The organism is Skermanella sp. TT6, from assembly GCF_016653635.2.
In the GTDB taxonomy this organism is placed as follows: Bacteria; Pseudomonadota; Alphaproteobacteria; order Azospirillales; family Azospirillaceae; genus Skermanella; species Skermanella cutis.
In genome coordinates this window covers 20,918-37,719 of the sequence record NZ_CP067420.1, presented here as the reverse complement: position 1 = coordinate 37,719, position 16,802 = coordinate 20,918, and the positions used below count along the sequence as shown (strand labels likewise).

The following is a 16,802-nucleotide window of genomic DNA, read 5'->3' as shown; positions in this document are numbered from 1 at the left end:
AGCAAAGCGGGTTCTCGTTCGTTATCGCAAGGGGAAGGCCGGTGCTGCGGCGCGGGGCATATTTGCCACGCGCCTTTCGATCCGGAATGCTATAGCTCGCACATCGACCCATCACCAGACGCGACCATCATGCCCCAAGGGGACCCGAAATGACCGACCAGAACAACAGCCCTGCCGAAGCCATGTTCGACAAGGCGCTCGACATCGCCGAGAAGCACCTGGAGGCGGCGATGAAGGAAGGCGGGCCGCTGTCCTCCTATGTCGCCGTCGCCATGATCGAGGCCGCGGTCAACCAGGCCGTGGAGGAGACCAGCCACGCCGATGTGGTTGACATGCTGCGCGACCTGGCCAGCCAGATCGAGCAGGATGCCGAGGAAGAGGACTGACCGGCGCGGCGCGGCTCCCGCCATGTCCGGGACGGGGTGCGCCTGAAGCCCGGCGCCCCTAGTGCGTGACGCTTTCCCGGACCCAGCCGGCGACGATCTGGCTCGCTTCCAGAGTCGGAACCAGCGGACAATGCCAGAGATAGATGGTCAGGGCGGCTTCGAACGCGAAGCGGTCGGGCTGCCCTTTTCCACGAAGCTCCCGATAGGCCCGGACGACCGCCGGCATGCAGGCCGCCGCCTCTCCGCCGGATCCTGCGGGCGGAATACTTGTCATGTGCGCCTGGGAATCACTGCCTGAAAATCGCTGGAGTCGGTGTTACTTGTCGCCGCCGGGCTTGGAGGTCCGGTTCGCCGGGACACCGTAGAGCTCCAGCCGGTGGCCGATCAGCTCGTACCCGAGATCGCGGGCGATCCGCTCCTTCAGCCGCTCGATCTCCTCGTTGACGAACTCGATCACCTCGCCGGACTGGAGATCGATCAGGTGGTGGTGATGTTCCTCCCGGTTCTCCTCGAACCGTGACCGGCCGTCGCCGAAATCCAGCCGCTCGATGACGTTCGCCTCTTCGAACAGGCGCACGGTCCGATAGACGGTGGCGATGCTGATCTTGGGATCGATCTCGACGGCACGGCGGTACACCTGCTCGACATCGGGATGGTCGGTCGATTCGGAAAGCACCCGGGAGATCACCCGGCGCTGCTCCGTCATCTTCAGACCTTTCTGGACGCACAGTTCTTCCAGGCGCGTGGGCATGGGTTCCTCGATTTTCTGCGGACTAGCGCTCTAGACTAAACTGTTTCTAAAGTGGGTTCGCCTGTCCGTTCGACAAAATTTTTTCCGTCATCGGGCATACCAGGGTCCCGGGATCGAGATTGTGACACGGGTCCCCCCTTTTCCGCCACCGGCATCGGCGGTCCCGGGTCCGGTTTGCATGGTCGCCCCGATCTGCCTGAGCAGCCCCTTGATGAGCCGAAGACCGAGGCCGCGATCGGTATTGGCGCCGGACATGCCGACGCCGTCGTCCGAAACCTCGAGCACGGCCTCGTCGCCCCGGGCGCGCAGGCTGACCCGGATCGTCCCGGCCCCCTCCGGGAAAGCATGCTTGAACGCGTTCGCCACCAGCTCGTTGGCGATCAGCCCCAGGGGAATGGCGGTGTCGAGATGGCAGAACAAGGCGTCCCCGGCGACTTCCAGGTTGACCCCGGGAGGATTGCCGAAGGTGCGGGCCAGCGCGTCGCACAGCGCGCTCAGCTGGCGTCCGAAGTCGATCCGCGAGAACTCCTTCGAGGCATAGACCTGCTCATGGATCCTGCCCATGACGCCGATCCGCTGCCCGATGATCTCCATCCGGTCGCGGGCCTCCTGATCCTCGATCTGCATCGCCTCGAGCTGGATCAAGCTCCAAACCACCTGGAGGTTGTTCTTGACCCGATGATGCACCTCCTGCAGCAGCTCCTGGCTCTCGGCCAGCGAGGTGGCCAGCCGATGCTGGGCTTCCTTCAGGTCGGTAACGTCCAGGGCGACGCCGTCCCAGGCCGTCTCGTTGTCGCCGGTCAGCACGGGGCGCGCCATGACGCGGACCCACCGGACCGGGCCGGCGCCGGGTCCGATCCTGGCCTCCAGGTGCCGGGGTTCCAGCGGCGTCTTCTCGGGAGCCGGGGCTTGGCGGCCACCATCGGCCGGCCGGAAGATCTCCCGCCAGCCGTCGCGGTCCTCGGGATGGATCAGCATCTCCAGCTCGTCGGCCCCCGGCGGCGCTTCCGGCATCCCGCCGGCGAGGTTGTTCAGCCCGGCGCTCAGGTAGGGATAGCGTACCTTGCCGTCGGGATCGCGGACACGCCGGAAAATCACGCCGGGCAGGTTGGCCGCCACGTCGGCGAGCCGCCGTTCGGCCATCCGCTCGCCTTCCAGCGCCAGCAGCCTGCGCTCCATGGCATGCCGGCGGCTGGCATTGCCGACCAGCAGGGCGCCCAACCAGACGGTGGCGGCCAGCGCAAGCAGGCCGCCACCGGTCACGGCCATCAGGGACCGGCGCATGGGACCGGCCACCGTCTCTCCGGGGGCACCCACCACCACGGTCCAGCCGGTCAGCGGCGACGTGGCGAAAGCGGTATAGACCTCCTCGCCCTCCTTGTTGCGGGCGAAGAAGAAGCTTTTGTCGCCCCGGTCGATTCTCTGGCGCAGCGACTCGGTCACCGGCTTCCCGACGAACTCCTCCTGCCTGCGGGTCCGGGCGAGGATCACCCGGTCGGCGTCGAGGGCGGCACCGAACCAGCCCGCCGGCATCTTCGGACCGCCCAGCGCCGCGCTGAGCGCCCGGCTGCGCAACGCGGCCGATAGGGCATAGACGGCCGTGCCGTCCCGCAGCACCGGGACCACGATCGACACGAAGGGCTCGCCCCGCGAGTCATGCCTGACCTCGCTCACCATCGGCAATCTTGCCGTCAGGGCATCGAGAACCATGCCGGCCGGCGGGGGAGTGGTGGTCGCATCCGCGTTCCCGCCGTCGGCGGGCAGGGTGAGCAGCGGAGTCCCGTCGCCGGCGCGCAGCAGCCGCAGGGACAGCCAGTTCGCCCGGCTTTCCAGCAACCGTCGCGCCACCACCGCGAAATTGACGATGTCGTTGTCGTCGAGATGGATCGATGTCGCCAGCGACTCCAGCCCCGCGATGTTGGACACGAGTTCCCGTTCCAGCGCATCCTCGAGTGCCGCGGCGGCATGGTTGAGCATGTTCTCCACCGTCTCCTTCTGCTGACGGTCGAACAGCACGACCATGGCGCTGGAAAATGCCAGGAGCGGCAGCAGGACGGCCGTGGCGAGGACGACGACTTGGAGACGCTGCTTCATGGCGGGCTTGAACTCGAATCGGCCCGGGTCCGCCGGGGCGGGAGCGGCTGCGGACGACGTCTGCGGGGCCAAAAGGCAACTCTTATCCGGTTTGACCCAACGACGACAGTCGGTAGTTCGTCAGACCCCGGAACCCGGGGCCGCGACACGCCCGGGATGGCCCTACTCCCCCATCCACCAGGCATCGATCACCATGCCGTAGACCGGAGTGATCGCCGGCCTGCGGAGCCGGAACCAGTAGGCGACCCGGTCGTCCGGCAGGTGGTAGAGCGGAACGGCATAATGTCCCCAAGTCAGCGCCCGGTCCAGCGCGCGGACCCGGGCGACCAGGTCCGCCCGGTCCCGGGCCATGCCCAACCCGCGCGCCAGCGCGTCGATCGCCGGGCTGCGGATGCCGGCATAGTTCCGGCTGCCCTCCTGGCCGGCGGCGTCGCTGCCCCAATAATAGAGCTGCTCGTTGCCCGGCGACAGGGTGGAGGTCCAGCGGTTCAGCGTCATGTCGAAATCGAAGGACTCCAGCCGGGCCTGGTACTGGGCGCTGTCGACCGTGCGGACACGCGCCGAGACCCCGATGCGTCGCAGCGCCCTGGCGAATTCCAGCGCCACCTTCTCGTCCCCGGGCGACACCAGCAGGATCTCGAACTCCATCGCGACGCCTCCTGTGTCGACCAGGCGGCCATCCCGGACGGTCCAGCCGGCCTCCGCCAGCAGTTCCTGGCCCCGGCGCAGGTTGGCGCGCAATCCCGTCGGCCCGCTTCCGTCGGTCGCGGGCGGGACATGGGCCGGCCCGAACGCCTCGGCGGGCAGATGGCCGCGCAACGGTTCCATCACCGCCAGCTCCGCCGGGCCGGGCGGACCGGCCGCCGCCAGTTCGGAATTCGGATAGTAGCTGGCCGTGCGCCGGTAGGCGCCGTGGAACAGCGTCCGGTTGATCCACTCGAAGTCCAGCGCGAAGCCCAGTGCCTCCCGCACCTTCGGGTCCGCGAACCAGGGGCGTCGGGTATTGAAGATCAGGCCGCGCATCGGCTCCGGCCTGCCGTGGGGCAGCCGCTCCAGCGTGACCCGGCCGTCGCGCGCGGCCGGGAAGTCATAGCCGGTGGCCCATTTGGCCGGATCGGTCTCGCGCCGGAAATCGTAGGCTCCGGCCTTGAAAGCCTCCAGCGCCACGCCGTCGTCGCGGTAATAGTCGTAACGGATCTCGTCGAAATTGTACTGCCCCCGGTTGACGCCGAGGTCGCGGCCCCAGTAATCCGGCATCCGCTCGTAAGCGATCGTGCGGCCCGGCTCGAACCGGGCGACCCGGTACGGTCCGCTGCCCAGCGGCGGCTCCAGCGTGGTCCGGTCGAACTCGCGGCCCTTCCAGTAATGCTCCGGCAGGATCGGCATCAGGCCCATGATCAGCGCCATCTCCCGGTCCATGCCGCCGGCATCCCCGGGATTCCGGGCGAAGGTGAACCGCACGCTCCGCTCGCCGGTCCGGGCGGCGTGGGACACCCGCCCGTAGTAGCTGCGGTGATTCGGACGGCCGTGGTCGCGCAGCGTGCGCCACGAGAACAGCACGTCGGCCGGCGTGATCGGCACGCCGTCGTGCCAGCGCGCCGACGGGTTCAGGGTGAACTCGACCCACGAACGGTCGTCCGGCACCGTGATCGACTCGGCGATCAGCCCGTAGAGCGAGAACGGCTCGTCCCAGCTGCGCTGCATCAGGCTTTCCGTCACGTAGCCCAGCCCCAGCGCCGCGCGCCCGCGCACGATGAAGGGGTTGAGCGTGTCGAAGGTGCCCCCGGCGGCGTTGCGGAAGACGCCTCCCCGGGGCGCTGCGGGATCGGCGTAGTCGAAGTGATCGAAACCGGCGGGGTAGCGCGGCTCGCCGTGCATGGCGACGGCATGGGCCGGGCGCGGCTCGTCCGCGGCGGCGGGGCCGGCGGCAAGGAGGGCCGGGACGAGCAGGGCCGCCAGCAGGCGGCGGATCGGAATTCCGTACATGGATGGCGAGTGTCGGCATCCGGCCGCCTGCGCGCAAGCCGGATCGAACGGGCGGGCTCCCCCGAAGGGAGGCCACCAACGAAGCAGCACTCAAGGGGTGCGACCAATAGGAGCCGTGACGATGCGCCTATTTGCAAGTATGGCCGGTTTATGGTCTCTACGCTAAACTCCGGCACGCGCCAGAGGCCCGGTGCCAGAAGCCTGGCGGAAGAGCCGGCGCGGTCGGGGCCGCGCCGAACCGGCGCAACCGATCGGAACCGAGGGAAAAGTTCATGGATATCTCGAAGATCCCAGTGGGCAACGACGCACCGTGGGACGTCAACGTCATCATCGAAATCCCGATGGGCGGCGAGCCGATCAAGTATGAGGTCGACAAGGAAAGCGGCGCGCTGTTCGTGGACCGTTTCCTGCACACCGCGATGTATTATCCGTGCAACTACGGTTTCATTCCGCACACCCTGTCCGACGACGGCGATCCGTGCGACATGCTGGTGGTCGGCCGCCGGCCGATCCAGCCGGGCGCCGTCCTGCGGTCGCGGCCGATCGGCGTGCTGATCATGGAGGACGAGGCCGGCCAGGACGAGAAGGTCCTCGCGGTTCCGGTCAACAAGCTGCACCCGTTCTACAGCGACGTGAAGTCCTACAAGGACCTGCCCGAGATCCTGCTCGACCAGATCGCCCACTTCTTCCAGCACTACAAGGACCTGGAGAAGGGCAAGTGGGTCAAGATCAAGCGCTGGGGCGACGCCGAGGAGGCCGCCAAGATCATCCAGCACTCGATCGACAAGTACAACGCCGAAGGGTGACCGGATCCCGGGCGACCGGCCGGGTGAGCGTCCTGCGGGGCGACATCACCCTCTGCCGGGTGGACGCGATCGTCAATGCCGCCAACGGCGCGCTCAAGCGCGGCGGCGGCGTCGACGGCGCGATCCACCGTGCGGCCGGCCCCGACCTCCAGCGCGAGCTGGACGGCATCGGCGGCTGCCCCACCGGCGAGTGCCGGATCAGCGGCGCCTACGGTCTTCCCGCATCCAGGCTGATCCACTGCGTCGGGCCGGTCTGGCGCGGCGGCTCCGCCGGGGAGGACGAGGCGCTGGCCGGCTGCTACCGTTCGGCCCTGCTGCTGGCGGACCGCCACGGCCTCGCGACCATCGCCTTTCCGGCCATCAGCACCGGCATCTACGGGTTTCCCCCCGACCGCGCGGCGCGCATCGCGGTCGATACCGTGCTGGACACGCTGTCCGGCCTGCCCGGCATCGCCGAAGTCCGGTTCGTCTGCTTCGACGAGGCCACCGCCGGCCTCTACCGGGAGCTGCTTGGGGCGTAATACCGCACCCGCATCCGGGAAGCTTGAATTGTCGGGATGATCCCGCACGGGTATGGTGCCGCCCATCAAAGAGACCTCCGTCCCGCCGGCCGGTTGTCGGCACCGGGGCCGGATGGCTTGATCACGATCCGGGACCGGCCATGACCGTTCGCAATCTCGACTCCCTGCTGAAGCCCACGTCGATCGCCCTGGTCGGTGCCAGCCGCCAGCCGAAATCCATCGGCGCCGTGGTGGCCCGGAACCTGTTCAACGCCGGTTTCGACGGGCCGGTGATGCCGGTCAACCCGCACGAGCGGTCGATCGAGGGCGTTCTGTGCTATCCCACGGTCGAGTCGCTGCCGATCACGCCGGACCTCGCGGTGATCTGCACGCCGCCCGACACGGTCCCCGACCTGGTCCGCCGGCTGGGCGAGCGCGGCACCAAGGCGGCGATCATCATCACCGCCGGCTTCGGCGAGCTGGGGCCGGAGGGCAAGGCCCTCCAGCAGCGCGTCCTGGACGCGGCGCGGCCCCACCTGATGCGGATCGCCGGGCCGAACTGCCTGGGCGTCATGGTGCCCGGGCGCGGCATCAACGCCAGCTTCGCCCATGTGAATCCCATCAGGGGCGACATCGCGCTGATCGCCCAGTCCGGCGCCGTCGTGACCTCGATCGCGGACTGGGCGACCAGCCGCAACGTCGGCTTCAGCCACCTGATCTCGCTGGGCGGCATGGCCGACGTGGATTTCGGCGACCTGCTCGACTACATGGCGGCCGACCACAACACCCGCGCCATCTGCCTCTATGTCGAGGCGATCACCCACGCCCGCAAGTTCATGTCGGCGGCCCGAGCCGCGGCGCGCCAGAAGCCGGTCATCGTGATCCGCTCGGGCCGGACCGACGAGGCGGCGAAGGCCGCCAGCTCCCATACCGGCGCGCTGGCCGGCCATGACGACGTCTACGACGCGGCCTTCCGGCGCGCCGGCATGCTGCGGGTGGTCGAGCTGGACGAGCTGTTCGACGCCGTCGAGACGCTGGCCATGGGCGTGCAGATCACCGGCGACCGGCTGGCGATCGTGACCAACGGCGGCGGCATCGGCGTGATGGCGACCGATACCCTGATCGAGGAGGGCGGCTGCCTCGCCGGGATCGACGAGGCGGTCATGGCGAAGCTCGACGCCGTCCTGCCGCCGACCTGGAGCCGCGGCAACCCGATCGACATCATCGGCGACGCCTCCGGCAAGCGCTATGCCGACACGCTCTCGGCCCTGGTCGGCGACCGCAACCATGACGCCGTCCTGGTGATCAACTGCCCGGTCGCGGTCGCCGACGGGGCCGAATCGGCGCGCGCCGTGATCGAGTCCCTGAAGGGCCGCAAGCATCCGGTCCTGACCAGCTGGCTGGGCGACTCCTCCGCGCAGGAGGCCCGGCACCTGTTCGCCTCCAGCCGGATCCCGACCTACGAGACGCCGAGCAAGGCGGTCCGCGCCTTCATGCACCTGGTCCGCTACCGCAAGAACCAGGAACTGCTGATGGAGACGCCGGCCAGCACGCCCGAGCAGTTCCAGGTCGACGAGAAGGCGGCGCGCGCCGTGATCGACGCGGCGATCGCGGACGGCAGGGGCTGGCTCAGCGAGTTCGAGGCCAAGCACGTGCTGGAGGCCTACGGCATCCCGGTGGTCGAGACGCTGAAGGCCGGCACCCCGGACGAGGCGGCGGAAGCCGCGCGCCGCATCGGCAAGCCGGTGGCGCTCAAGATCCTGTCCGTGGACATCATCCACAAGTCCGACATCGGCGGCGTCCAGCTCCACATCAAGACGCCGGAGGAGGTCCGCGCCAAGGCCGTCGCCATGCTGGAGCGGGTCCGGGCGCTGCGGCCCGACGCCGTCATCGAGGGCTTCACCGTCCAGGCCATGGCGAGCAAGCCCGGCGCCCACGAGCTGATCGTGGGCGTCGCCGACGACCCGCTGTTCGGGCCGGTACTGCTGTTCGGCCAGGGCGGCACCTCGGTCGAGGTGGTCCAGGACAAGGCGCTGGGACTGCCGCCGCTCAACACCAACCTGGCGCGCGAGATGATGTCGCGCACCCGGGTCTGGAAGCTGCTCCAGGGCTACCGCGACCGTCCGCCCGCCGCGAACGACCAGGTGGCGCTGACCCTGATCAAGGTCAGCCAGCTGGTCACCGACATCGCCGAGATCGTCGAGCTGGACATCAACCCGCTGCTGGCCGACGACACCGGCGTGCTGGCGCTCGACGCCCGCATCAAGGTGGCAGTGCCGGCCCTCGTCCCGGGATCCCGGCGGCTCGCGATCCGGCCCTACCCCAAGAAGCTGGAGAAGCGGGTCAAGCTCAACGACGGGCGGGAGTTCCTGCTGCGCCCGATCCGGCCCGAGGACGAGCCGATCATCCACCGGATGTTCGAGCGCATGACCCCCGAGGACATCCGCCTGCGCTTCTTCGCGCCGATGAAGCGCCTGTCGCACCAGATGGCCGCCAAGCTGACCCAGATCGACTACGACCGGGAGATGGCCCTGGTCGCCGTGGCTCAGATGGCAGACGGCCAGGACGAGCTCTACGGCATCGTCCGCATCGCCGCCGACCCGGACAACCAGAAGGCGGAATACGCCGTGATGGTCCGCAGCGACATGAAGGGCAAGGGGCTGGGCTATGTCCTGATGACCCAGATCATCGAGTATGCCCGCTCCCGCGGCATCGGCGAGGTGTTCGGCGAAGTCCTGCGCGAGAACACCACCATGCTGGCGATGTGCCACGAGCTGGGCTTCACCCGGCGGGAGAACCGCGACGAGCCGGGGGTGGTGGAGGTCCGCATTTCCCTGGCCGAGCCCGCCGGCAAGACCTGACCGGCCGCTCCCGCGGGGAACCTCCCTCGGCCCTCCGCGTTGGAGAGCCGACGCGGAGGTAACTTGACCGACCAAACGGATACGGACCACGAGGCGGGCCAGCGCCGCCTGCTCCGGCGCAACAGGAGGCTGGCCACCGGGCTCCTGCTGTTCGCGGCCAGCCTGTTCGTGGCCTTGCGCTTCGTGCCGGAGCCGGGATTCTGGACCCTGCTGCTGCGCGCCGCGTCGGAGGCGGCGATCGTCGGGGCGCTGGCGGACTGGTTCGCGGTGACCGCGCTGTTCCGCCGGCCCCTGGGCCTGCCGATCCCGCACACCGCGATCATCCCGTCCAACAAGGACCGCATCGGCGACGGGCTCGGCAGCTTCGTCGAGCGCAATTTCCTGGAGCCGTCGCTGGTGGTGGCGAAACTCCGCTCGGTCGATCCAGCGGCGCGGCTGGTGCGCTGGCTGAACGCGCCCGGCACGGCGGAGGCCCTGGCAGCCCGGCTGGTCGCGACGATGCCCGGCGTGATCCGGTCGATCGAGGACCGCGAGCTGCGCGACTTCTTCGGCCGGGCGCTGGGCGAGCAGCTGCGCGGGACCGAGGTGGCGCCGGTCATCGGCAAGGTCCTGGGCGTGCTGGTCGCCAGCGGCCAGCACCAGCCCCTGCTGGAACGCGCGGTGGCCTGGGCGCTCGACCTGGTGGACCGCAACCAGGGCCGCCTGGAGGCGATGGTCGGCCAGCGCAGCGGCTGGTGGATCCCCAAGGCGATCGACCGGCGGGTCGCCCGTTCCCTGAGCAGCGGAGCGCACGACTACCTGAAGGAACTGCTCGATCCGGCCTCGCCGATGCGCATCCGGATGGAGTTGGCGATCGAGGACCTGGCCCGGGACCTCCAGGACGACGCCGACACCCGCGCCCAGGTCGAGGCGGCCAAGGCCCGGCTGCTCGACCAGCCGGAGATCCAGGCCTGGCTGGGCGGGTTGTGGGACGAGGTGCGCCGGATCACCCTGCACGACCTGGAACGGCCCGACGGCCGGACGCGCGAGGCGCTGGTCACCGGCCTGAGGTCGCTGGGATCCGCGCTGGAGGCGGATCCGGCGATGCGGGCCCGCCTCAACGCCTCGATCGAGCGGCTGGCGCTGGACCTGATCGCCCCCTGGCGGCGCGGCATCGGCCGCTTCATCGCCGAGGTCGTCCATGGCTGGGACGCCCGGACGGTGTCGGACAGGATCGAGACGGCGGTGGGCAGCGACCTGCAATATGTCCGCATCTCCGGCACCATCGTCGCGGCCCTGGTCGGCTCCACCCTGTTCCTGGCAACCCGGCTGATCGAGTGACGCCGGGTCAGCGCCGGCCCAGCGACTCCAGCAGGGCGGAAGCCGACGGCTCCCCCAGGTCGGCGGCGCGCCGGTACCATGCGGCCGCACTTTCCGGATCGCCCGCGACGCCGCGGACGCCGAGGGAATGGAGATAGGCCGGGTCCAGGGTCCGGCCGGCGGCCAGCGCGCCCCGGGCGCTGCCCTGGGATGCCGCCGTCTCGAACAGCAGCCGGGCCGAGGCGACGTCGCCCAGCGCCATCAGCCGGTCGCCCCGATCCATCAGCGACTTTTCGACCGAGGCCGTGATCCGCGGTGGCGGCGGCGGTTCCGGCGGCGGGGCCGGGGGTGGCTCGACGGCGATGACGGTGGCGGGTGCCTGCTCCGGGACAGGCTCCGGCTGCGGCGGTTCCGCGAGGGCCGGCTGCAGTTCGGGCGGCAAGGGAGCAGGCTCCTCTGGCGGTGCCGGCAGCTCGACCGTCGGCTCCTCGAACGCGGGCAGCTCGACTACCGGCTCTTCGGGTATCGGCAGTTCGATCACCGGTTCCTGGAGCGCCGGCTGCTCGGCGGGCGGTGGCTCGGCAGGCATCGGCTCGGGTTCGGGCGCCGCGTCGCTGGCCGTGGGGAGCGCCCCCGGCGACGGCTGCTCGTCTTCGAGCTCGGCCACCATGACCGCCGGCTCGGCCGCCCGGATGCCGACGCCCGGTTCCGGAACGACCGAGCTGACGACGACGGCGTGCGGATTGTCGGAAACATGCACGGTCGGCACGTCGTATTGCGGTTCGGGCGCGATGAACGCGGTCGCGGCGACCGCCAGGACGATGCCGGTGGCCCAGGGCAGCGTCCGGCCGCGGGGCGGTTCCGGCTGAGCGGGGTTCCTCATGGAGGGCGGCGCCCAGGCCGGCGGATCGGGAAGGGTGTCGCGATCCTCCGGAGCGCGGGCCCTGGATGCCGCCGCAGGCCGCGTCCGCAGGTCCTCGAAGACGTCCTGCATCGAGCGCCGGGCGCCGGCTGGGCAGCGCGACGGATCTCCCCGCGGCATGGGCGGCACCAGGTCGAGCGGCTGGAACATCGGGAAGTCCGAAACCGTCCCGGCCGCGGGCACGGCCCGGCTGGCACGGGCCAGCATGATCGCATCGGCGGTCAGGCGTTCGATCTCGCCCGGTATGCCGCCGCTCCGGGCGACGATCCGCCGCACCGTGTCGGGATCGATACCGGCCGCGCCGCCGCAGTCCGCGAGCAGGGCGGCGACGTAATCCTCGGCCGCCCTGTCGTCGAGCGGATCCAGATGCACCCGGGCCGTGATCGCGCCTCGCACCGGTCTGGAAGCTGAACGGACCAGGATCTCCATCGGGCCGGTGCGCCCGGCCAGGAGCAGGGCGAGCGAACCGCTGCGGGTCAGCAATGCGATCCTCTCCAACGCGGCCCCGTCCAGGGTATCCGCTCCGTCGACCACCAGCAGCGCCGGAGGCACGGAAGCGGGGGTTCCCTCCAGCGGCGATGCCTTCCGGAAAGACCCGCCGGCCAGCCTCGCCGCTTCCCGAATGGCCGTGCCGGCATCGGGCACGACGGCGCACAAGGTGCCCCGGGCCGTCTGCCAGGCCGCCAGTTCGCGGACCAGCCGGGTCTTGCCGACCTCCGGCGAACCGGTGAGCAGCACCAGAGGGTTGGGAAGCATCAGGGCGGCGCGGATGCGGTCCAGGGCCTCGCCCCTGCCACCGCCTGGCCAGAACGGGCGCACCCCTACGGAAATGCTTTTATCGTTCATTGAGACGAAACACGAAGACACCGGGTGTTGCCCCTTTGCAGGGGTTCTGGGACGTTATCAGGTCCGCCGAGCCTAGCAGAGGAAGCGGCGGTTGTGGTCCGCGCAGCAGTCCATGGACCACTGGTATACCACTTTAGATTTCAACGTTCCTGGAATGTGCCTCGACCAATGGTGTTCCTGATCGGAAAACTTCACTGGGAGGAGAATGGCGCGAGTGACGGGACTTGAACCCGCGGCCTCCGGCGTGACAGGCCGGCGCTCTAACCAACTGAGCTACACCCGCGTCGTGGGGAGGCGTATCTACGATCCCGCGGAGGCGTTGTCCAGAGCCGATTTCCATTTTTTTCGCGAAGCGTGCATTTTTCGCCGGCGGCGACCGCTTGACAGTTCAATGACAAAGGCACATCATAAAGGTGTAGCAAGAACGAGGAGGTCGTCAGATCAGGATAAGCTTCTCCGCGGCTGGTTCTCCGGCCAAAATCCAGAAGAAAGGCCAATGGCCGATTGATTGGAGGGTGAGTAAAATCCATGAGTCCGCCGGCGATTACATGAATTTGCCGTTAAATCGGCACTTCACATGCTACCAAGTTTGATCCGGTATTGCACCGGTCTGCGGTAACTTCTTAACCGCTTCCGAACCCCCGCTGCTCGAGAGCATGCGGGGGTTCCTGCTTTCGCAGGCCGGAGTTACGGCCCCGTTCAGCGATCCGGGCCTGCCGGCTGGCTGCCGCGCAGTTCGCCGCTGCCGGCTTCCGAACTGCGTCCACCCGATTTCTCCACCCGCAACTCCTCCGGCCCGGGCGCCAGGGACCGGAACTCCGAAGCATCCTCTCCCGGCTTCTTGACGTTCAGCCGGTCGTCCGCGATCTCCAGCACGCCTTCGGCCCCCGCCACTTCGTCGGCGCGGCTCCAGCCTGGCTCGAGATAGGCGGTTCCCAGGCTCTCCAGCCCGCCGGGCCGATGCCGGTCGATCACGGCGAGCGCGCGGTCATGGCCCGAGGCGGCGGTCTCGACCACCACGATGGAGCCGCCCCGGCGGAGTCCCTCCACGGCGCGCTGGGCGACCTCCAGGGTGATGCCGCGGTCATGCAGAACCTGGATCAGTTCCCGGCCGCGGATCCGCTCGGCGAGGGGACCGATCACCACCAGGGGACCGAGACCCGAGACATTGACGTCGTGCTTTCCGGGACGGTCCGTCGGGAGGTCCCCGGCGGTCGCCGTCCCGTGCCGCCCGGCGGCATGGGGCGACAGGACGTTGACCGCGCCGTCGCCGAACCCTTCGGCGCCCAGTTCGTCCATCACGCGCAGGGCGGTATCGAATCGGGTGTAGAGAGCGACCAGGTGCGCCTCTTCCATGGCATCGGCTCCTTCCAGTCAGGACTGTTGGTCAATCCTGGATCAACCGCCCCCGGCAAAGACGGTTCCGGCGGAGGCGCCGGGGCGGATTTCCGTCAATCTTGTGACAACAGGCCGCACGGTCCGGCGCATGGTTTGGACAGCCGCGCGCGACCGCATCGTGTAGCTTTCGCACAAGCCCACATGCGCGCCCTGTCAAGTAACGGAGATCCTGGAATGGACGTCTATCTGAAGCCCCTGGCCGCCGGCGTTCTCGCCCTGGTCGGCCTGCTGGTCATCATCGCCCTGTTCGTCACCCACCCGACCTGGCTGGTACCGACCATGGTGGCCGCCGCCGCGGCGAACATGGTGATCCTGCTGATCGCTGCGCAGTAACGGTAAATTTCCTTTCCCGCCCGCCGGCGGCATCGCGCGGCGGTTCGGGTCCTCCTGCCGACCCGGCTTGGCGGCCGGAAGGGCGGGAGGGCCTGAACCGCCGCGGCGCGTCCCTTCAGGTTCCGACCGCCTGGAGCATGCGGCCGCCCGAGCTGTCGGAATTCCGGCAGTGGACCATCGTGAACATGCCGAACGGCGGCAGCTTGGCGATCGTCACGATCTCGATCCCGGCGTTCGACAGCAGCGGCGACATGGGCATGTCGGCATGCCAGCCCAGCAGTTCGGCGAAGTTGGCGATCATCCGCTCGAACTTCAGCCGCAGGCCGGCCTTCTCCGCCGAGAAGTGGTTGACGATGTAGATGTCGCCGCCCGGCTTGCAGACCCGCTTCAGCTCGTCCATGACGGCCTGGGGATCCTCCACCACGGTCATCACATACATCGCGACGACCACGTCGAAGCTGTGGTCCTCGAACGTCATCTTCTGGGCGTCCATCTCGACCAGGCTCTCGACGTTCCGGATCCCCTTCTTGGCGACCCGCTCGCGCGCGATGTTCAGCATCTCCTCCGACGCGTCGATGCCGACGATCGTGTGGTCGGAATTGTAGTCCGGCAGGGACAGGCCGGTGCCGACCCCGACCTCGAGGATGCGGAGCTTCTTGCGCGCATTGATCCGGTCGAGCGTCTGCTGGCGCCCCGCCTCGAAGCTCTTGCCAAAGACGAGATCGTAGACGCCGGCATAACGGCGGTAGGCAGCGCGTACGGTATCTATGTGCATGTTCTTGTTCTGTCGTTGAGAAACCAGACGGGTTTTTCCGGCTCATCCTCCCGCAGGCGGAAATGTGCGAGCCGCAGATGTAACATCGGTCAGCACGCACCTTTCCGCAATGGCAAAAAAAGAAGAGATGAGGCTGTGATTATATTGAACGACCAGTGAAAAATGACCCTCACCATCTTTGATATACAGTTGAGCGTGGGGAATCAGCCTTGCGTACACTTCGGCCGCTGCCACGGGTACCTGATTGTCCATGTCGCCGTGCCAGATCACCGTCGGCACCGCGATGTCTCCGACGTGGAAATTCCACGGCTGGGCGAAGTTGCGCGCATCGTCGAGGGCTCCCTGCGGACCGTTCCGCAGCGCCTCCCGGAAGCTGTCCAGCACATGGATGCCGGCCCGGCCGGCCAGGACGCGGCAGTCCGCCTCCGGCAGGCGGCCGAACCGCAGCAGCGTCCGCAGCAGCGAGGCCGACCGCAGGCCGAGGACGAGGCGTCGGCCCAGGCCCACGGCCAGCGTCGCGGAACCGGGGAGCCGGTCCAGCATCATCAGCCGAGCCGCGGCGCCTCCGGCTTCCCACCCCATGTTCGGCGGCGCTATGCCGCAGATCAGCGCCAGCCCGGTGACGCGGTCCGCGAGCAGCGCCGCGCAGGCGGCGGCATAGGGCGCCCCGCCCGAGACGCCAGCCACCGCGAAACGGCCGATCCCCAGCGCGTCGGCCGCCGCCGCCACGTCGGCCGGCCAATCCACCAGCCTGCGTCCCGGCTTGGGATCGGACAGGCCGTAGCCCGGACGGTCCAGCGCGACCAGCCGGATAGCCGAAATCTCGACCATGCCCGGTTCCAGCCGGCAGCTGGGAAAACCGTGGCAGTAGATGACGGGCGGTCCGTCGGGGTCGCCGTACTCGGCGTAGCCCAGGCGCCGGCCGTCCGGCAGAAGGATGGTATCCCGCTTGATGTGGTCTTGCTGCAATCCAGGGCCCCGGAACTCGGATGTGGAGGGTCTCTCACCATCCGTCGAGAACAGGCGGTGGTCCAGGAATTGCGCCGGGGCGGTCGAAAATCGAGGCTAGAACTCGATACCGAACAGGGCGCAGGCGCCGGCCGCGACCAGCACCCACAGAGCGGACATCAGGACGATCCAGAGGGCGAGGCTCAGCCGTGCGGACAGGGGGCGGGCAGCGTCGGCGGACGCCTGCGCGGGTGCGGTCCTGTCCAGCATCTTCGTAACCAAACCCATCCCAGAGCCCTCGCCTGAAGTTCAGGCATATTTTATGCAATTTTATGTATTCCGTTACGAAGATTAAGGGGATACCTCCTTCGGCATCGGGTGGAACGGCAGAGGGGACGGTCCGGCCCCGGACGTCGGACCGCCCCTCCGACACCGGCCGCGCCGTCAGTCGGCGCCGCCGGGTTCGCCGGTGAAGGCGATGATCATGTCCTCGTCGCGGGCGATGAACTGGCAGGCCAGCCGGAACGGCGGAGCGACGTGGTTGACCTCGGCGTCCTCGATCTGGGCGGCGGTGATGCGGCCGAGCGACTGGAGGGTCGCCTTCTCCTTGTCGGTCAGGTCGATCGCCATCTTCGGCTTGCCGGCCAGGTACTTCACTTCGATCAGGCAAGATCCGCAGTCGCCCTCGCGGCAATCATGCGGAATCCTGACATCGTTCTTCTCCGCCAAGGACAGAACGGTCTTTGTATCGCCGGCGGTCGCATAGACCGTGACGTCGCGATGCAACGTCGGCGACGAGAACGTGATGATTGCCATGTTCAATCTCCAGCATGACTTTGTAAAGCGTCTCTGCCTGTCCCTTTTTATTTTGAAATCACGTTAGACCCGGCATTCGGG

Annotated in this window: 16 protein-coding genes and 1 tRNA gene; 6 read left to right on the top strand and 11 right to left on the bottom strand. The window is 68.5% G+C overall.

Going from position 1 to position 16,802, the window contains the following annotated elements; genetic code table 11:
• Positions 1 to 149 precede the first annotated feature (149 nt).
• Positions 150 to 386 carry a hypothetical protein gene (locus IGS68_RS00165; protein ID WP_158043355.1) on the top strand — a complete coding sequence of 79 codons (237 nt, stop codon included), beginning with the start codon at positions 150 to 152 and terminating at the stop codon, positions 384 to 386.
• A gap of 58 nt (positions 387 to 444) precedes the next feature.
• Here the strand turns inward: IGS68_RS00165 and IGS68_RS00160 are convergent, their stop codons facing one another.
• The 4 genes from IGS68_RS00160 to IGS68_RS00145 all read right to left on the bottom strand — a co-directional run bounded on the left by IGS68_RS00160 (position 445) and on the right by IGS68_RS00145 (position 5,217).
• Positions 445 to 660 carry a hypothetical protein gene (locus tag IGS68_RS00160; RefSeq protein ID WP_201076347.1) on the bottom strand — a complete coding sequence of 72 codons (216 nt, stop codon included), beginning with the start codon at positions 658 to 660 and terminating at the stop codon, positions 445 to 447.
• A 42-nt stretch (positions 661 to 702) separates the two neighbouring features.
• Entirely contained in the window at positions 703 to 1,137 is a 435-nt protein-coding gene (locus IGS68_RS00155) for a Fur family transcriptional regulator (RefSeq protein ID WP_201076345.1), read from the bottom strand.
• An 87-nt stretch (positions 1,138 to 1,224) separates the two neighbouring features.
• Positions 1,225 to 3,231, bottom strand: coding sequence for a sensor histidine kinase (locus tag IGS68_RS00150; protein WP_201076344.1), 2,007 nt, complete (start codon positions 3,229 to 3,231; stop codon positions 1,225 to 1,227).
• Between the two features lie 162 nt (positions 3,232 to 3,393).
• Complete coding sequence (locus IGS68_RS00145; RefSeq protein ID WP_201076342.1) at positions 3,394 to 5,217, bottom strand: extracellular solute-binding protein; 1,824 nt, start codon at positions 5,215 to 5,217, stop codon at positions 3,394 to 3,396.
• Between the two features lie 272 nt (positions 5,218 to 5,489).
• On the opposite strand from IGS68_RS00145, the gene ppa reads away from it, so the two are divergent.
• From ppa to IGS68_RS00125, 4 genes are all read left to right on the top strand, one after another.
• Positions 5,490 to 6,023, top strand: coding sequence for an inorganic diphosphatase (ppa, locus tag IGS68_RS00140; RefSeq protein ID WP_201076340.1), 534 nt, complete (start codon positions 5,490 to 5,492; stop codon positions 6,021 to 6,023).
• Positions 6,024 to 6,046: 23 nt separating this feature from the next.
• A complete protein-coding gene (locus IGS68_RS00135) occupies positions 6,047 to 6,544 on the top strand; it encodes a macro domain-containing protein (RefSeq protein ID WP_201076338.1) in 498 nt (165 codons plus the stop codon).
• A gap of 140 nt (positions 6,545 to 6,684) precedes the next feature.
• Positions 6,685 to 9,384, top strand: coding sequence for a bifunctional acetate--CoA ligase family protein/GNAT family N-acetyltransferase (locus tag IGS68_RS00130; protein ID WP_201076336.1), 2,700 nt, complete (start codon positions 6,685 to 6,687; stop codon positions 9,382 to 9,384).
• A gap of 63 nt (positions 9,385 to 9,447) precedes the next feature.
• Positions 9,448 to 10,704 (top strand): DUF445 domain-containing protein, encoded by a 1,257-nt coding sequence (locus IGS68_RS00125; RefSeq protein WP_201076334.1) that lies wholly within the window; start codon positions 9,448 to 9,450, stop codon positions 10,702 to 10,704.
• Positions 10,705 to 10,711: 7 nt separating this feature from the next.
• Here the strand turns inward: IGS68_RS00125 and IGS68_RS00120 are convergent, their stop codons facing one another.
• The 3 genes from IGS68_RS00120 to IGS68_RS00110 form a co-directional block, all read right to left on the bottom strand.
• Positions 10,712 to 12,451 carry a hypothetical protein gene (locus tag IGS68_RS00120; protein WP_201076332.1) on the bottom strand — a complete coding sequence of 580 codons (1,740 nt, stop codon included), beginning with the start codon at positions 12,449 to 12,451 and terminating at the stop codon, positions 10,712 to 10,714.
• Positions 12,452 to 12,657: 206 nt separating this feature from the next.
• A tRNA-Asp gene (locus IGS68_RS00115) sits at positions 12,658 to 12,734 on the bottom strand.
• Between the two features lie 416 nt (positions 12,735 to 13,150).
• Positions 13,151 to 13,807, bottom strand: coding sequence for a hypothetical protein (locus IGS68_RS00110; RefSeq protein ID WP_201076330.1), 657 nt, complete (start codon positions 13,805 to 13,807; stop codon positions 13,151 to 13,153).
• Between the two features lie 216 nt (positions 13,808 to 14,023).
• Here IGS68_RS00110 and IGS68_RS00105 point away from each other — a divergent pair, with 216 nt between their 5' ends.
• Entirely contained in the window at positions 14,024 to 14,182 is a 159-nt protein-coding gene (locus IGS68_RS00105; RefSeq protein ID WP_201076328.1) for a hypothetical protein, read from the top strand.
• A 115-nt stretch (positions 14,183 to 14,297) separates the two neighbouring features.
• On the opposite strand, the gene IGS68_RS00100 is transcribed toward IGS68_RS00105, so the two are convergent.
• The 4 genes from IGS68_RS00100 to IGS68_RS00085 all read right to left on the bottom strand — a co-directional run bounded on the left by IGS68_RS00100 (position 14,298) and on the right by IGS68_RS00085 (position 16,721).
• The gene (locus IGS68_RS00100) at positions 14,298 to 14,957 is read right to left on the bottom strand and encodes a class I SAM-dependent methyltransferase (protein WP_201076327.1); all 660 of its coding nucleotides are present in this window, start codon (positions 14,955 to 14,957) and stop codon (positions 14,298 to 14,300) included.
• A 42-nt stretch (positions 14,958 to 14,999) separates the two neighbouring features.
• Positions 15,000 to 15,926 carry an alpha/beta fold hydrolase gene (locus IGS68_RS00095; RefSeq protein ID WP_201076326.1) on the bottom strand — a complete coding sequence of 309 codons (927 nt, stop codon included), beginning with the start codon at positions 15,924 to 15,926 and terminating at the stop codon, positions 15,000 to 15,002.
• 96 nt (positions 15,927 to 16,022) lie between these two features.
• Positions 16,023 to 16,193 carry a hypothetical protein gene (locus IGS68_RS00090; RefSeq protein ID WP_201076325.1) on the bottom strand — a complete coding sequence of 57 codons (171 nt, stop codon included), beginning with the start codon at positions 16,191 to 16,193 and terminating at the stop codon, positions 16,023 to 16,025.
• Between the two features lie 156 nt (positions 16,194 to 16,349).
• The gene (locus tag IGS68_RS00085; RefSeq protein WP_201076324.1) at positions 16,350 to 16,721 is read right to left on the bottom strand and encodes a 2Fe-2S iron-sulfur cluster-binding protein; all 372 of its coding nucleotides are present in this window, start codon (positions 16,719 to 16,721) and stop codon (positions 16,350 to 16,352) included.
• Positions 16,722 to 16,802: the final 81 nt, after the last annotated feature.

Excerpts from the sequence above, each read along its gene's own strand:
- IGS68_RS00090 (WP_201076325.1), bottom strand. The coding sequence starts at position 16,193 with ATGGGTTTGGTTACGAAGATGCTGGACAGGACCGCACCCGCGCAGGCG.
- IGS68_RS00165 (WP_158043355.1), top strand. The coding sequence starts at position 150 with ATGACCGACCAGAACAACAGCCCTGCCGAAGCCATGTTCGACAAGGCG.
- IGS68_RS00155 (WP_201076345.1), bottom strand. The coding sequence starts at position 1,137 with ATGCCCACGCGCCTGGAAGAACTGTGCGTCCAGAAAGGTCTGAAGATG.
- IGS68_RS00100 (WP_201076327.1), bottom strand. The coding sequence starts at position 14,957 with ATGCACATAGATACCGTACGCGCTGCCTACCGCCGTTATGCCGGCGTC.
- ppa (WP_201076340.1), top strand. The coding sequence starts at position 5,490 with ATGGATATCTCGAAGATCCCAGTGGGCAACGACGCACCGTGGGACGTC.
- IGS68_RS00105 (WP_201076328.1), top strand. The coding sequence starts at position 14,024 with ATGGACGTCTATCTGAAGCCCCTGGCCGCCGGCGTTCTCGCCCTGGTC.
- IGS68_RS00110 (WP_201076330.1), bottom strand. The coding sequence starts at position 13,807 with ATGGAAGAGGCGCACCTGGTCGCTCTCTACACCCGATTCGATACCGCC.
- IGS68_RS00145 (WP_201076342.1), bottom strand. The coding sequence starts at position 5,217 with ATGTACGGAATTCCGATCCGCCGCCTGCTGGCGGCCCTGCTCGTCCCG.
- IGS68_RS00160 (WP_201076347.1), bottom strand. The coding sequence starts at position 660 with ATGACAAGTATTCCGCCCGCAGGATCCGGCGGAGAGGCGGCGGCCTGC.
- IGS68_RS00085 (WP_201076324.1), bottom strand. The coding sequence starts at position 16,721 with ATGGCAATCATCACGTTCTCGTCGCCGACGTTGCATCGCGACGTCACG.
- IGS68_RS00120 (WP_201076332.1), bottom strand. The coding sequence starts at position 12,451 with ATGAACGATAAAAGCATTTCCGTAGGGGTGCGCCCGTTCTGGCCAGGC.
- IGS68_RS00150 (WP_201076344.1), bottom strand. The coding sequence starts at position 3,231 with ATGAAGCAGCGTCTCCAAGTCGTCGTCCTCGCCACGGCCGTCCTGCTG.
- IGS68_RS00130 (WP_201076336.1), top strand. The coding sequence starts at position 6,685 with ATGACCGTTCGCAATCTCGACTCCCTGCTGAAGCCCACGTCGATCGCC.